Raw genomic sequence first — 17,741 nt, forward strand, 5'->3', positions numbered from 1 at the left:
CCTAATTCCCCTTCCTTTTGTCGATCAGCTCGGCACCCTTGTCTACGGAGAGAACTCCCTCCTTGACCTCCCTCAGCAATTCCAGAAGGGATTCATCATCATCGCTTTGATCTTCCAAAGATGCAAACTGATCCTGTTTTCTTTGTTCGAGAAAATCCACAAACATGGCAATCGTATAGTAGGAAAACAAATGCGCGACGCTAATCTCGCTATCCACTTGTTTTACGATTTGCGCATGCATTTTAAGCAACAGCAGGGAATTCCCTCCCAGCTGGAAAAAGCTGTCGTGTACCCCCACTTTTTCGATCCCCAAGATTTCTTTCCAGATGGTAACGAGCTGTTCTTCCTTCTCGTTTCGTGGGGCTATATATTCTGCGTCGGACGCCTGTTGCTCATCCACTTCAGGCAGTAGCTTGCGATTGATCTTGCCCCCTGCTGTCAACGGCATTTTTTCAATGCTGACAAAAAAGGAAGGGATCATGTGATCGGGAAGCCGTTCGCTGAGATAACCACGCAAGTCACTTGCGGTCAATTCCTGAGCATTCGATACGTAGTAAGCGCACAATCGAGCCTTCTCTTCTTGAAATACAACTGCACACTCTTTTACTAGCGGGTGGGACAAGAGCACCTCATCAATCTCCCCCAGCTCAATTCGGTGCCCACGTACTTTTACTTGATGGTCGATGCGACCGCAGAACTTGATATTGCCATTCGGCAGATAACGTCCAAGGTCGCCTGTCTTGTAAAGCTTTTGATAACCAATTTCCGGATATGGGTTGTCAACAAAGCTGGCTGCTGTTTTCTCAGGATCGTGCAAGTAACCATGCCCCAAGCACAAGCCTGTGATATAGATCTCTCCTTGATGTCCAGCCGGAACAAGTTTGCGATTTGAATCCAGCAGCAAAATTTTCGTATTGGCTATCGGCTTTCCGATCGGTATCGGTCCCTGATGGGTATGGTCGATCTCAAAGTAGATAACACCAATAGACGTCTCCGTCGGACCATACAGATTCGTGATACGAACGTGGGGAAACCTCTGAAGAAACAGTTGCACGGTGTGAGCCGTAATTTCCTCTCCCCCCAAGATCAGGTGGCGAATCGAAGAAAGTGAATCGTGTATGTCCATCCGTGTTTCCATTTGATCCACCAACAGGTTGAAGACCGACGGCACAAAGTCCGTAATCGTAATCTGATAGGTTGAAATGGCGTGCAATACTTGATCGAGCGTCATCTCGAATTCAGGAATCGGCAAGACGGTACGGCCACCATGGAAGAGCGGCCAGAAAAGTTGCCAGACCGAGCTGTCGTAGTGATGGGGAGTCGTCTGGAAAATGGCATCCTGTTCCGTACAACCATAATGTTCATCCATCCAGCGAAACCGGTTGAAAATACCGATATGAGGGACGACAGCTCCTTTTGGTTTGCCAGTGGAACCAGATGTATAGATCACATAGATCGGATCGTTCACATCTACCTGAACCGTCAAGTCCTCTTCTTCCTGGATATCATCCGCATCGACGATTACAGCACGTGTCATTTGCACAAATGACGGTTCCTGATGTATTTCTGGCCCGATCAGGGTCACCGGACAATCCAATTCATCCAGTAGCTGCTTTTTCCGTTCGTTCGGACTTTGCACGTCTAATGGCACAAAGGCCGCACCAGTTTTCATCACAGCTAGCAGAGAAATGACCAAATTCAAGCTACGATTCATCAAGACAGGAACATAGCTTCCTCTTCCAATGCCGCGGTCTTTCAACATACGCGCAAGGAAATTGGCTTTGCCATTCAATTGAGCGTAAGTAAGGGTTTTGTGGCCAAACACAGCTGCTGTTAGATGAGGAGTACGCGCTGCCTGTTCCTCGATCAGTTGATGGATCGGCTTGGGAGCAGAATGAGGGACATCTGTTTGATTTCGGGTATACAACAGATCTGTCCGCTCCGCCTCGGTCAACATATCGATTGTGTGAACCAACCGTTTAGGATCGACGACGACTTCACGAAGAATTTGCAGATAATGGCTGATCATCCGTTCGATGACAGCCTCTTGGAACTGCTCGCCCGCATACCGTACACGGCCTGTAATTCCATCCTCTGTTTGCTTGCATGCAAATACCACTTGCAGGGACAAGCCTTCTAAAGCAGCAATATCTTGCATGTTTTCTAGTACGAAGGCTGTATCCAGCAGTGTCTTCAGATCCGTGTCGGATAGATCAAGCCATTGCATCATTTGCGAAAACGGATAGTTCTGATGCTCCATTGCCTCTTTGACCAGCTGCTTACCCTCTTTCGCCACTTCTGCAAAAGTAGCTTCTGGATGCATCCGTACACGCAGCGGCAGCACCCGATTCCAAGCATTAGGGGGAAGCGGATTCTGAAAGACGGGCGTGAGAATGATCATGTCGTCTGTCTGCTTATACCGATTCAGCATGATTTGAAACGTCGACAGAAGGAACAGGTAGAGCTTCATCGGATGATGATCACAATGGGCCGCAACGGCAGCATTCAAATCATCTGGAAAGACAAAAGATATTTCGTTAGTCTCCTCCTCCCCATCGCCTTCCTTTTCCGTCCCTTCGGTTGGAAGGAGGGAGAGCGTCCACTCCCCCTGTAATTTCTCATGCCAGTACTGCTCCTCCCGGCTAAATTTCCGACTGGTTAGCAGAATGTTTTGCGAAATAGTAGTCTCCATATGCCCTCCCCCTCTTACTCACCGCTTGCTCTAAAATTCAAAATCCCAATCGACGCCCTGTGCTTGAATAAGGGCTACCTCACGGGTCAATTCAAAGTCTTGCAGGAGGCGCTCGGGATCTTCCATCACCTGCTGCAACAAGCTTTTGAAGTCACTCACAAACTGCTCCATCGTCTCTCTCCGGAACAGGTCACTGCGGTAATCCAGCTTACATGTCAGTCTGTCGAAAACAGGATAAGCCGCCAGATGAAGGTCAAGTTTAGCCGTGTTGTTTTGCAGGGGATAGTTTTTGACGATCATGTCCTCAAGCTCCAGTTCCCCTTCCGGATTGTCCATGTTTTGCAGGACGAAAATCGTATCAAAAAGGGGCTGACGACCTGTATTTGGCTCAAGACCAAGAGTCTGGACAAACAGATCAATCGGGTAATCCGCTTGTTCAAAAGAGGCTAGCGTATGCTCGCGGACCTCCGCAAGAAACTCGCGATAGGTTTTCTCGCCTTTTGGATAATTGCGCAAAGGAATGGTGTTGATAAACATCCCAATTACGTCATCAAACTCTGCAAATTTACGCCCAGCTACTGGAGTTCCGACAACGACATCCTCTTGGCCGCTGTACTTTGCAAGCAGCATGTTGTAAACCGATAACAGCACCATGTAAAGTGTCGCATGTTCTTCCGCTGCCAGATCCTGCAACCGCTGCCTCTCCTCTGCCGATATCTCGAACTCAATCGTTGCACCAGGAAACGTAAGAGATTCTGGCCTTTCGTAATCAGTCGGAATCGATAGAAGTGGAGCCGGGCTTGTAAACATGTCTGTCCAATAGTCAGCTTGAAGCTCCCCTGACTCAAGTGCAGATTCCTGCCAAACAGCAAACTCTTTTTGCTGAACTTCCAATGCAGGAAGTGGCACACCTGCATAGAGACGAACAAAGTCCTCTACGAGAATATCCATGGATACACCGTCTGAAACGATATGGTGCATGTCGAACAACAAGAGATGCTTTTCCGGTGCAACCCTGATTAGCCCTGCACGCAGCAATGGCGCTTGACGCAAGTCGAATGGCCGTACAAACGTTGCCAGGCTGGCCTCCAACTGCTCTGCACTTGCTTCGCTCACTTCCAAACGGAAGACTAGCGAATCATGTACAATTTGAACCACTTGCCCATCTAGATAATCAAACGAGGTACGAAGAGATTCATGGCGGTCAACCAGTCCTTGAAAAGCATGTTCTACCTTCTCACGGTTCAAAGCTCCTTCGATGAAACGAGCAGCCGTAATGTGAAGACTTGTGTCAGCCGGATTCAACTGCTGAAGAATAAAGAATTTGCGCTGAGCAGCCGTAACAGGATAGTACGATCTGGCTTCGACTGGGAATCGTCTTTTCAAAATCGTCTTGTCTGCGCCATCAATCACTTTGCCAAGTTCCTGAATCGTTGGGTGATTAAACATAGTTCGCAGTGGAAGCTGTACGCCAAACTGCTGTACAACCTGCGCAGCTACCGCGTTGATTTTTAACGAGTGCCCCCCTAGAGCGAAGAAATTGTCCCGAGCGCTGATTGTGTTTGGATCAAGCTGTAACACATACGCCCAAATGTGGGTAAGAGTTTTTTCCGTCTCGGTTGTCGCTGACACAAAAATAGATGTGTCGACCCGATCCTGTATGCCAGGCTTCGGTAAAGCCCCTCTATCCACTTTTCCGTTAGGGGTAAGTGGCAATACGTTTTGCTTTACATAGTGCATCGGCACCATGTATTCCGGAAGCACAGTAAACAGATAATCACGCACACCTCGGGCGGAAAATTCCTCCTGGGGAACGACATAGGCACATAAGTACTTTGCACCCGTTTCCTCTGAAAGCGCCAAGACCACTGCATCCTTGACCGCAGGATGTCTGCGCATAACCTGTTCAATCTCACTCAATTCGATTCGGTAACCCCGAATCTTGACTTGATTGTCCATTCTCCCGAAGTACTCAATATAGCCGTCCTCCGTGATCCGGCCTACATCACCCGTTCGGTAGAGGACTTGGTAGTCAGGGTCTTCTACCCAGCTAGCATACGGATTTGCTACGAAAACTTTTTGCGTCCGTTCCTCATCTTTGTAGTAGCCGTATCCAACCCCCGGCCCGGCCACACCTATTTCTCCTTTTACGCCTCGCGGGCAGATACACTGATTTTGATCGAGTATGTAAATATGAGTGTTCTGGATCGGTATGCCGATGGGAACCACAATCTGCTGATCGCTGGGCATTTCCCGGATAATGTGGTGGGTAATATCATCGGATGCTTCCGTTGGCCCGTACATATTCACCAATGGAATGTCCGTATAGCAGGCAAACCAGCGCCGTACCAGAGGGGCAGGCAACTCCTCTCCTGTCACTGCCATCCACCGCAGATCAGGAAAGCTGCGTTCAGAGTCTGGCCATTCTTGAACGAGATCAAGTAGCACGGAGAGCAGAGATGGTACCACTTCTGCTACGGTGACGCGGTTGGAACGCAGTACGTCATGAAGGGCCTGCGTATCCATAACCGTCTCTGTATCGACCACTTGCACAGAGCCACCCACCAACAAAACAGCCAGATATTGCCATACAGAAATGTCGAAGCAAAGAGAAGCCGTTTGTGCGACAAGATCATCCTCGCAGAGGGATAGGTCGTTGATTTTAGCAAAAATGTGGTTAATCATTCCACGATGGTGCACCATTACGCCTTTTGGTTGTCCAGTCGTGCCCGATGTGAAGATGATATATGCCAAGTCTGTTCCCGCACTCTCCCGACCGATGTCCTCTCCCGAAAGTGACTCTACGGATTGATCGGATGGACCAAAGACATAGAGATACTTCAGCTCAGGCGAGGATGCTTGAATCGACTCCAATCCATCTAGCAAGTCAGGCTGAGTGATCAACCCTGTAATCTCGCTCTTTTGTACGATGTACAAGATCCGATGCTGCGGATAGTCTGGATCAATCGGTACGTAGGCTCCTCCCGCTTTGAACACTGCAAGAATCGCAACTAGCGTATCCACGTTACGCTTCATATAGATACCGATTTTTGTGCCAGGTCGTATTCCTTGCTGGATAAAATGGCGCGCGAGTCGATTAGATCGCTCGTTTAATTCCTGATAGGTGAAAGTTGTTTTTCCGTCTGTCACCGCTTTGCGATGAGGCGTCTTTTTTACCTGCTCCTCAAAGAGGTGATCAAAGCTCTGATCGCGCGGAAAATCAATCCGATTGTCGTTGAATGAAAGAACTAACTCCCGTACCTCTGCCTCAGATAAGCACGCTATCTCGGCGATTTTTTGATCCGGGTGGGTTACGATAACCTGATAAATACGGACCAAGTGCTCCATCATCCGTTCCATCATGGGGAGTTGGTATCTTTGCCCCACGTAACGCACAAGTAATTCGAGCGAGTTCCCCTTTTTAGAAAAGAGGAGCTGCAACTCGCTCGATACCTGTTCCAGACTGTCCTGATCATGAAGAACGTCCAACAAGCAAGTCGCCTCAAAGAACGGTGTGCTGTTCCCCTGCTGTGGTACTTGCAGTTCCTCGATCAACCGCAAGATTGGGTAGTTCTGATGTTCCACAGCGGCCTTTAAGGTCTGCCGAATTTCTTGCAGCAGCTCCTTGATACTCCATTCCGGGAGTACCTGATGACGCAAGGGCAGTACCTTGTTCAAAAACTCACCCGGCTCAGTTTGACGAAAGATAGCCGTTCCAACGCATATGTCCTGATGTCCCGTGTATTTGGACAACAAGATGCCAAATCCACTCAGCAAAGCCATGAACAAACGTTGATCCGAGCCATTGCTTAAATGAATCAACGCCCTGCTCAGTTCGTCCGGAAACACGATGGTCAGCTCACGAAGCTCAGACTGACGCTGAAACGAGGCCCGAGAGTCTGTTGGAAGGTCAAGTGAATGAAACTCTTGAGAGAGGTTCTCCATCCAATAGTCTTTTTCTCGATCAAACTGCCCACTGGCCAGCAAGATGTTTTGTGCCGTTATCGTTGTCAAGCCAATCCCTCTTTTCTGTCCGTCATGTATTTCTTAAAAAGCAAAGTCATCGTCATCCACTTGTCCCTGTGCTACCTGTACTACTCCATGACCGATCTGAAGTTGTCCGATGGTTCGGTTCGGGTGGGCTACCATTTGCTCCAGAAGATTGACAAAATCTTGAGCCATCTTCTCGATTGTTCTTCTGTGATACAAGTTCGTGTTATATTGCCAGTGCATGCATATGTGATCCTCAGCCTTCACCACTTCCAAAGCCAGATCGAGCATGGCAGCTTTGCGTCTGAACTCGTACGGAGCAAACTCGATTTGATCGAGACGGACCTTTTGCTGCTCCGCTGCATGGTGCAGGGTCAGCATGGCGTCAAACAACGGGTTCCTTGCTGGATCACGGGGGAATTGAATCTGGCTTACCAGTTGATCGAATGGATAGTCTCCATGCTCAAAACCGCTTAGCACGTTTTGGCGTACCTGCCCGATATACTCTCGGACAGTCAATTCCTTCTTCGGCCAGTTTCGCAGGGCCAAGGTGTTAACAAACATTCCCACAACAGGAGCAAACTCCGCACGTTGTCTACCATCCATGTCGCAACCGATGACGATGTCTTCCTGATTGCTGTATTTGGATAACAAAACAGAATAGACAGCCAACAGAAGCATGTACAGCGTCGAAGAACTCTGACGGGTAAATGAGTCGAGTTTTTCTAGCCATTCTCCAGACAGCTCAGTCAGCAATTCATCTCCATCAAATGTCATGGTTTGTGGGCGAGGATAATCGGTCGGGATTGCCAACGGCTGCGGCTGCTGAGAAAATGCATCCAACCAGTAGGCTTCATGCTCGGCCCAGCCGATCTCGGCAGCTTGTTCTCTTTGCCACCAAGCGAATTCCTTGGCCTGTACCGACAATTCCGGCAATACCTGTCCTTGGTAAAGGTTACAAAACTCCTCAAGCAAGATGGACTTGGATATGCCATCTGAAATGATATGGTGCATATCAAAAATCAGCAGATGCTCCTCTGATGAGAGCGCAATTAGGCCTATGCGAAGCAAAGGAGCTTGCTTTAAATCGAATGGCCGGAAAAAGCGTTCGATTTCCTTTTCTACCGTTTCCTCGTCTGCTTTCCATGTCTCGATCTGTACAGACAGGTCACCGTGTACTTTTTGCTTCACCTGACCTTCCATCAAATGAAACGAGGTGCGTAGCGCCTCATGTCGTGCGACGAGTTGATCTGCAATGTCTTGAAGACGCCCTGAATCAAGGGAACCGATGATCCGCATCACTCCCGGTGTATGATAGCTGGTAGCATCTTCTTCTAACTGCCACAACAGGTAAAGTCGCTCTTGTGCACCTGTGACAGGGTAATATTCCTGATCAGAGAGCAAGGCGATCGGTTTTTGCTCCGTCTCCTTGAGATGGCCTGTAAGCCTTGTCGCCAAACCACGAATCGTCGGGGCATCAAACAGGTCACGCATAGAAAGCTTCACTTGAAAGTCACTTTCAATCCTGGATAAAAGCTGAATGGCCTTCAGCGAATGCCCTCCCTGTCCGACAAAATGATCAAGTACACCAGGGGATGAAATCTGTAAGACATCCGCCCACAACTCAGCCAGCTTTTGTTCGATCGGATTTGCCGGGGCCACGTAATCACTACTGACGCCGGGCTTTACAGCAGGCAAAGCTTTGCGATCGATCTTTCCATGCGGGGTAAGCGGCATCTCGGACAGCTCCATAAAGTAACTCGGGATCATATATCCGGGGAGCCACTCCAGCAGGTGCGCACGAAGCCCATCTGGCTGAATGCCGTCCTTTTGCACGACATAGTAGCAAGCCAGTTCGGTCAAACCCATTTGATCAGTTATAGCCAAAACAGCTACCTGATTCACAGCAGAATGCTGAAGCACGGCGCGTTCCACTTCTTTCAGTTCCACACGATAGCCGCGCACTTGAACCTGGTCGTCCATCCGCCCTAGATATTCAAATACTCCTGTTTCGCTGAGCAATCCTACATCTCCCGTACGGTAAAGGCGCTCGCCGGTATTGGGATGATACGTAAAAGCTTTTTCGGTCAACTCAGGCTTGCCCAAATATCCGTCGGTGATACCAATTCCTCCGATGCAAATCTCCCCCTTGACTTCTGGAGGACAAATTTCCCCCGTCTGTCCAAGGATGAACATATGCGTATTGGCAATGGGAACACCAACAGGGATTCTGAGTGATTCTTCAGCTGGCTGTTCTGTGCAAAGATAGACGGAAGCGTAAATCGCTGATTCTGTCATCCCGTAAATATTGGCGATTCGCGCAATACGGAACAATCGATTCCATTCGCGAACCAGATTAGCAGTCAGCGCTTCTCCTCCATTAAATACCCACTTCAAATTGGGTAACGGGTCTGGTTCATTACGTGAATGCACATGAGCCAGAAACACATTCATCATCGCTGGAACGAATTGGGTGACGGTAATACGTTGCTCTCGCAGCCAGTCATACAATGCTCCCGGATCTTTCCCGTCTTCCTCTTTCAAAATAGACAGCTTTGATCCAACCATCAGGGGCCAAAACAATTCCCACACCGAGTCCGTAAAAGAAATCGAGGTTTTTTGGGCAACCACGTCTGTCTCGCTTAGCGGAAAAGTCTCCTCCAGCCAAAACAACGTATTCAATACCTGTTTGTGCGAAATCATGACGCCTTTTGGTGCACCAGTCGAACCAGATGTGTAGATGACATACGCTACATCATCCTCTGAACCCGCCGGAGCTATCGCCTCATCCTTTTGACCGCGAATGTCTGACGCTGTATAGACTTTGTATCCTTCGTAATGGAAGGAAGTCTCGTCCAAACAAATGATCGTCTCGATGCTGTCAGGTAGATCCGGTATGATCTCGTCCAGATACATGGATTCTGTTACAAGCACCTTGCAGCGACTGTCCTGCAAAAGATAGCGTATTCTAGCTCGAGGATAATGCGGATCAACCGGGACGTATCCCCCACCAGCTTGGAGGATTGCAAGAACTGCCGACACCATACGGGAGCTCCTGTCTGCGAGAATTCCTACGAGTTGCGAAGGAACTACACCCGCATCTTTTAAGATACGGGCGAGCTGGTTTGCTTCCGCGTGTAGTTCTGCGTATGTTCTTTCTCGATCCACCTCTACCACTGCGACTCTATCAGGCGTTTTTTCCGCTTGCTCTACGAACAGTTCAGCGATTGTTACATTGCTGCGATACGGTTTGTCTGTCTGATTGACTCGGGTTAACAAGTTCGCTTCATTATCAGAGAGCAGGTTAAACTCGTTCAGATCCAGATCGAGCTGCATACGTCCATTCATTGCGACTCTTCCCCTTTTTAGGTGGTGAAAAATTCCCGTAAACGGTTAATTCCCTCGTTATACTTGGCGGCAGAGTATGAGAGGCGCAGTGTGTTCGGAATGCCAAAGTCTGAACCCGGTACCGTCGCCACATGTGTAGCCTCGAAAATATGCGTAGCCAACTCAAGCGAGGTGCTGATGCCTTTTCTCTTCATAAATGCTTCGCAGTCAATCGTAAAGTAGAAGCTGCCTCTCGCTGGCAGAGCACGAACATCCGGTACATTTTGGAAAGCGTCAATCGTGTAGTCCCGACGACCTTTGTACAGTTGGACCAAATGATCAACCTCATGCTGGTAATCAAGCGCAGCCATTGCTCCGAACTGTACGACTGGGTCAGCAGTGAGCAGTGTGTGGTGCTGAATGACCGTCAGTGGCTGTACCAGCTCATCCGGTACGATCGCATATCCGACACGTCTGCTATACATCCGATACGCTTTGGAAAACGCATCCGTTGTGATGAAAGTAGACTTGGTATTTTGCAGTTGCATCACAGATTCGCACTCGTCATCGAAGTAGGTATTCGCATAAATCTCGTCATTGATAATAGCCGCACGGCCGTCTACAATGCTGTCGATCGTATACAATTCCTCTTTTGTAAGAATATTTCCCAACGGGTTGCCTGGCGTGTTGATCACGACCACTTTCGTCTTGTCTGTAAAGTTCTCTTTAAACGAATCCACATCAAGTCTCAACGTATCCAGATCAATTTTGTAGTAACGAACTTTCGCACCGACTAGCAGCGCGCAGAAATGGTAGAGCGAGTAGTACGGAAGTGGCAGCAACACTTCATCGCCCTCTTTAAGCAGGAGGTAGAACAGGTTACGGAAGAGTGTGCTGGTACCGACGCTGATCACGAAATTCTCAGGTTTGATTGACACATCGTATTTTGTTTTATAGTGGGTCGCGAGCTTATCTTTCAGCTCTGGCAGACCACCTGGATATACGAGCGAATATTTTTCAAAGCTGTTCAATGCCTGTTGCATGGAATTGATAATTTCGGGATGCAGCGGCATTTCTGACTTCCCAAGAGTCATGCGGATCGCTTCTCCACCGTTTCTCTCAAGCTCATTCGCCATCTGGTCCAGTACAAACATCAAAAAGCGCTCGTCGTGAAAATTAATTGAGGATCTGATTTCCATATTCTCCTACCCCTTTATTTTCGATTTTTCTGCTAACATTTTTAGGATTTTCACATAGCGATCCGAAAGCGATTCAACATACGCCGTCTGAAGCATAGCTGGATCATAGGTAAAAACGACATGAATACCTTCCGAAGTTTCTGCTACCTGAAGAACTAGCGGACTTCCTGCCATTTCTGGCTCAACCGACCGTTTGACTCCACGTTTCCAAACAGCTGACTGAGCTTTGAATGGTATCGTCTGGTTGACAAAAAGTGTCGGCCATTCCATATTCGTCGTCGCCTGCCAGTGCTCTGACGGATACAACGCGAGTGCTTGCATACGGGCACGTACTTGCTTTGTTTGATCCAATAATTGTGAAAACGAACTGATCGTCTGCATATCGATGGTGAGCGGTACGATGTTGTCAAAGTTGCCTAGCGTTTGTTCCAGCACACCTTGCGTCCGATTCGTCGTCACTACTCCAAGCATCAAACTAGGCAATTGGGTGACCTGTCGAAGCAACAGCAGGTAAGAGGCAAGCAAGATGTCTCCCAGCTCCTGATTGGAATGAGCAGCTACATGTAGCAAGTCGGCGTGACCTGAAGGGTCGATATACTGCTCGACTTGTTGCTTCGCTACCCCTCCCGTACCAAATGGTTGAGCAGAATGTGGATTAGCTGTTGTCAACCACTCGTGACGCTGGGACTCGAGATGTCCGTAATCAAGCATTTTTTTCTGCCAAACAGCGAATGCTTCGTAGCGAGGCTGTTCTTCCGTCGCTGGTTCATGCCCTTCTGCAATCGCCTGATACAGAGCCTCCCATTCCTCCAGGAGAAGTCCGAGACCTCGCCAATCACTTAAGGAGCTATGTAGACTTCCAATCAGCCGATAGCGGTCAGCAGCCATCTTTATCAGTTCAAAATGAACCAAACATCCTGATTTGACCTCAAACGGCCTCTTCTGTACGGCAGTCAATCGTTCTCGTAACCATACCGTTGCCTCTGCCTCACTTTTCTCTTGTAAATCACAGAGCGCAATCGGAATCGGTTCGGATAAGCCTTGGGGCGACAGCGGAGGAAAACGTCGCACGAGAGCTTGCCATGCTTGCTGCATATACGACAGTTCGATCCTGCTCCGAAGCTCGATGTCAAAACATCTGACAGCCACAATGCCATCTTCTTGTTCCTGCTTCAGCAAGCGTTCCTGAACGAAGGAATAGATGGGCGTTGTTTCCGAATGAAACTCGCCTAGAATCGGCTTAGGTCTTTCGGCGGCTGATTTTCCGTCAGTCAAAAGTAGGTAGGGGGCATCTGTCAGTTGCAGATTGCGTCCTGCCTGGTCTGCAAAAGAAACGGGTATGCCGCACGCTAACAAGGTGTCGATCCGTTCGGTCAAGTTCGTTACCCGATCCTCGATTTGGTAAACACCACAACCACTTTTCATGAGCTCGCGGTGTTCTTGCGAATGCTCCTTTCGAGGCTCGACTAACTGGATGCTGCTCTCTTCCGCTTTACCTAGTGTGATGATACTGGCTTGCGATTGTCGATCCAGATATTTCTCGTGAACACGGTAGCCCAGGAACGTAAAGAACGCCAATGCCTTATCAGCATCTGGTGTAAGCAAACGGACAGCAGACTGCTGATCGGTGCTTTGCCATTCGTCTTGCTTCATATCCTCGCTCTCTACAAGTTCAATCAAGCCTACCGATTCCAGAAAGAGAAAGGCAACGAGTCTATGATTGAAAAGTACCGCTGGCTTAGGAGCGCTGACCAAATCGTATTGGAAGCCTGAATAAACTAACATTTTCAAAAAATGAGTAATATTGGAAATGGAATAACATAGATGGTACGGACCCGTCCCCTTCTCTTCCAACAAACGAACGCAAGGTGACGTTTCATCGACAGGCGCGATTAGCTCGATTGGTACACATCCCGGTTTCATGCACATGGAGAGGTACACGTTTTGTTCTGGATCATGCAAAGAATCGCTCGCATCAAATCCGAGAGTGCCATACATGATTTGAGCCGGACCCAGTTCAGGAACGGCAACTCCGACATGATGAAGGCGGTTCATCACGCCCTCTTTTTCTGTTTGGTGATGTACGATGTCGACATCATCCAATCGCTGTTTCGGATGCTTCAGAAGCGCTGCGAGTACACGCAAATAGTTGTCAGCAAAGCCTTCCATTGTCTCCGCTTTAAACAACTGGGTATCGTATTCAAGCACGCACCTGTATTGATCAGCGAGTGGTGTAATATCCAGCTTAAAGTCAAGCTTCGACGTCTTCGATTCATGCGGAACCTCTTCAAATTGCACGTCGCCCACTGTAAACCTGACTTCTTGCTCCCGCTGGTTATGGAAGATCAGCATCGTATCAAACAATGGATTTTGCATTTGCTGGATGCCTGCGGCGCTACGAGCAACGATTTCTTCAAACGGATACTCCTGATGTTCGTAGGCCAGTAACAGACTGCGCTGAACCTCTTGTACAAAATCGGTAAACGCAAGATCGGCACGAGGACGATTGCGAATCGGAAGGAAGTTGATAAAGACGCCGACAATTCGCTCCAAATCGGGATGATTTCGTCCAGCTACCAGTGAACCGACAACGAAATCTTCCTGAGACGTGTATTTCATCAACAACACGTAATAAGCCGACATCAAAACAGCATGGACAGTCACTTCGTTCTGCTTGGCAAATGTATGCAAATCACCGTACGTAGAATCAGTAAGGAAAAACGTATGGTGGTCCCCCTGGAATGTCTTAACAGAAGGACGTGGATAATCCAGCGGAAAAGACATGAGCGGGACTCGGTCGCTGAAGGTATCCACCCAGTATTTTTCCTGCTGATTCCACTGCTCGCTCCCTCGCTTCTGCCACTGCCAGTCCGCGTAGTCCTTGTATTGAATAGGGAGTGCTGGCAGCTCTTCACCCACATACAATCTAGCAAAGTCTTCCATTAACACATTCAGTGAAATGCCATCCAAAATAATATGATGAGAATTGAACAGCAGATAATGCTGAGCGGCTGTGACCTCGACTAGGCATACCTGAAGGAGAGGTGCTTTCGTCAAATCAAAAGATTGCCGGAAGTCTTCCATCAGTTCGTCCAATGTCCTGCCGTCGCTATGCATGTTTTTGATCTCAAATGGCACATGGTCGCTGATGTATTGATATACTTCTCCATCTTGTACCGCAAACGAAGTACGGAAAGCTTCATGCCTTTGGATGATTTCCTTAAACACACTGCTCACTCGACTTACATCCAGATGACCGCTCACCGCAATTACACCCGACATGTTGTAGCTGGTGCTTTCTCCTTCTATTCCATGCATGACGAAAATTCGTTTCTGTGAAGACGAAGCTCTGTATTTCTCGGCATGACTGACCCGATCAATTGGCGCATAAGATATCGGCTGTCTATCCCTGATGCGATCTGCCAATTGTCGAATGGTGGGGTTCTGGAATACATCCTTGATCGAGATGTCTGTTTTTCTCTCTTTTTGCAATCTGGTCACGAGTTGAGCGGCCTTTAGCGAGTGGCCTCCTAGCGAGAAAAAATGATCGTGCACGCTTATTTTTTCGACTGCCAAAAGCTCTTGCCATATTTGGGCCAATTGCTGCTCAAGTTCATCTGCCGGGGCCTCTTCCTTTCCCGTGCGATACTGCGTGTAATCCAGACGTTGCAAGGCAGTCTTGTCTACTTTTCCACTCTGCGTCCGAGGCAAGGCATCAAGCTGGACAAAAAAGGCAGGTAGCATATAGTCAGGCAAATAAGTCAGCACTGCTTTTCGCAAAACGTGTTCCTCAATCGGATGCATCGATACCAAACATGCCACCAGATAAGGGTCGCGCTTTGACTCCTGAATGGCCACAACCGCTGCTTCCCGAACACCAGGCTGACGACGCAGGACAGCTTCAATTTCCTCCAATTCAACGCGGTTGCCGCGAATCTTGATCTGAAAATCCTTGCGACCAAAATATTGCAGATGTCCTTCATCTGTCCAGCAAGCCAAATCGCCTGTACGATAAAGCCTTCCATACGGGGTCAGTATATAGGACGCTCTGGTTTTTTCCTCGTCGGCAATGTATCCTTCCGTTACCCCCATCCCGCCTACGTACATTTCCCCTATTACTCCTTTGGGCAATAGATGAAAATCTTGGTCCAGAAGAAAGATACGAACGTTGTAACTCGGATGTCCAATGGGAAGCGGGGTTTCAAAAGGCCCTTGTCGCGGTACACAATACCCAGATGCCGAGATACTATTTTCCGTTGGGCCATACAAGTTGTACATCTGTGCTTGAGGCAGCAGGGCTGCATGTCGTTCCACTAACGAAGAAGACAGCATCTCCCCTGTACATAACACTTTTTGTATCGAATCCATCGAGCCATCAGCCACGTGGTCAAGCAAAGCGTGATACATCGTAGGGACGACGAGTATCACGTTTGCTTGCTGGCTCTCGATGGCAGCTGCGAGCTTTTGCGGGGACTTGTTTTCATGTCGCTGCAACAAGCAAAGGGTACCGCCGCTGATCAGTGTGCAGAAAATCTCGACAACCGATGCGTCAAAAGTTAGTGTAGCGATCTGCAACGTTCTCGTCCGCTCACCGAACCCGACAAATTCAATGTGCCACCAAAGAGCGTTGATTAATTGATCATGCTTTACACGCACACCTTTTGGCGTACCTGTCGAACCAGAAGTAAAGATGGCATACGCCGTACTCGAAGGTGTCGCTAATCGCTGTGGTGTTTGGGTTAACTCCTGTGCCCAGCATGCTGGTTCATCCAGACGAAACACCTTTGTTTGCAAATCAGCGACGAGTTCCAGATAACTGCCCTCTGTCACAATCAGAATAGGCTGAATCTGGCTTACGATCTGTTCAATTCGCGCTTTCGGCAAGTCTGGATCGAGTGGGACATAGTAACACCCAGCTTTGAGGATAGCTAGCAGTGCAGTAATCATCTCAGGGGAACGATCACACATGATAACTATCGGTCGGCCTGCATCTGTCACCTCCTTTTGCAGAGCCCAAGACAAGCGATTCGCTTGCTCTTGTAACTCCTTGTAGGTCACAGTCTGCTTTCCTTGTACAAGCGCAACTGCATCCGGTGTTTTTTCTGCCGCTTGATCAATCAACTCGTGCACGCAGTAGTTACTCGGAACTGGCACGACTTTCATCTGTTCCTCGATCATCTCGTGCCGCTCATGATCACTGAGCAGGGTAAGGTCACGAATCTCTTGCTCCGGATCAGCCGCAATCTGCTCGAGAAGGCTCAGATAGTGCAGCGCCAGGCGTTCCATTTCCTTCGCTTGAAACTTCCATGCCTGGTAGTTGACGTGGACTGTCCATTCATCACCTGGTGTTACTTCCAGCACCAATGGATAATCGGTTGTTTCATGTGAAGTGATATTCTCCAACTCGAAGTCAAGTTCCAATCCGGCCAGCGTCTTGTCGATGGGATAGTTTTGGAAAACGAACAGACTGTGCGCCAAAGGGGTTTGTGCGTCCATCTCCGAGCAGTTTTTCAACTCAACCGATGGCACGTATAAATGAGGGGCCATCTGGTGCTGTTCTTCCATCATGACACCCAGCAGCTCTTTGACTGTTGTCGTTTCTGTCCGTTTGACCCGGAGCGGATACGTCTTGATGAAGAGGCCGACGATTACCTCTACTCCAGTGAGATGGGCAGGACGACCAGCGTACGCCACTTCAAAAAGAGCATCACGCGTATCGCTGTATTTTTGCAGCAAAATACCCCATGCGGCTTGCAGCACTGTGCTGATTGTCACGCGGTATCGCTTGGATGCTTCCTCCAATGTCTCCGTCAGCGTTCGACTGAGCCGAAGATGATAAGAAGAATACTGCCGCTCTTCGTTACGATCCCGCATATAGGGAAGCGGTGTAGGCGAGCTAATTCCTTGTAAGGAATCTTTCCAATACGATAGCGATTCTTCTTTCGATGCTTCTTTGAGAAAACGCAGATACTCCTTGTACTTCGCCTTCTGTTTGATCGTAGGAGACAGCCCCGAGCATAATTGTCCATACGCTGTAAATATCTCTCTTAGGAGAATGCCGGAACTCCATCCGTCCATGAGAATGTGATGAAATGACCATATGATTTCATAACGATACAACTCCATCCGCACTACTTGAATGCGAATGGTATTGCCCAACTCAAGCGTGAAGGGTGTTTGTTTGTCCTGTGCCAACAAGACAGACAGCTTTCTTTCCCGCGCTGCAGATGGTAACTCGGTCCAATCGAAATAAGGAATCTCCAATGTCTTTTGCTTAAGAATGAGCTGGACAGGAGCTTGAAGCCCCTCCCAGCGAAAAACCGTACGAAGCATTTCATTGGCCTCAAACGCCATCGTAACAGCCTGTGTAAACAACTCCAGCTGAAACTTGCCACGAAGGGTTAGCCGATGCTGTTCGAAATACAAATTGGAATCCTTTTGGAGTCGGTAGTAAAACAGCATGCCCTCCTGCGTTGGACTTAACGGCAAAATGTCAGCTATATTGTTTTTGTCGATCTTGTTCATCACAATTT

At 48.6% G+C, this 17,741-nt stretch carries 5 protein-coding genes; all 5 read right to left on the reverse strand.

Translation table 11 applies throughout. The features are described 5' to 3' along the window. Nucleotide 1: 1 nt before the first annotated feature. The 5 genes from edeJ to edeN are packed head-to-tail and all read right to left on the reverse strand — an operon-like array spanning nt 2 to nt 17,733. Nucleotides 2-2,692 carry an edeine non-ribosomal peptide synthetase EdeJ gene (gene edeJ, locus HP568_RS03975; RefSeq protein ID WP_173628394.1) on the reverse strand — a complete coding sequence of 897 codons (2,691 nt, stop codon included), beginning with the start codon at nt 2,690-2,692 and terminating at the stop codon, nt 2-4. A gap of 30 nt (nt 2,693-2,722) precedes the next feature. Beyond that, nucleotides 2,723-6,706 (reverse strand): edeine non-ribosomal peptide synthetase EdeK, encoded by a 3,984-nt coding sequence (edeK, locus tag HP568_RS03980; protein WP_173628395.1) that lies wholly within the window; start codon nt 6,704-6,706, stop codon nt 2,723-2,725. Between the two features lie 33 nt (nt 6,707-6,739). Next, entirely contained in the window at nt 6,740-10,030 is a 3,291-nt protein-coding gene (gene edeL, locus HP568_RS03985) for an edeine non-ribosomal peptide synthetase EdeL (RefSeq protein WP_173628396.1), read from the reverse strand. 17 nt (nt 10,031-10,047) lie between these two features. Further along, nucleotides 10,048-11,208 (reverse strand): pyridoxal phosphate-dependent aminotransferase, encoded by a 1,161-nt coding sequence (locus HP568_RS03990; RefSeq protein ID WP_173628397.1) that lies wholly within the window; start codon nt 11,206-11,208, stop codon nt 10,048-10,050. 6 nt (nt 11,209-11,214) lie between these two features. Then, nucleotides 11,215-17,733, reverse strand: a complete 6,519-nt coding sequence (gene edeN, locus HP568_RS03995) for an edeine non-ribosomal peptide synthetase EdeN (protein ID WP_173628398.1) — start codon at nt 17,731-17,733, stop codon at nt 11,215-11,217. Nucleotides 17,734-17,741 lie beyond the last annotated feature (8 nt).

Source organism: Brevibacillus sp. MS2.2 (genome assembly GCF_013284345.1).
Classification (GTDB): Bacteria; Bacillota; Bacilli; order Brevibacillales; family Brevibacillaceae; genus Brevibacillus; species Brevibacillus brevis_C.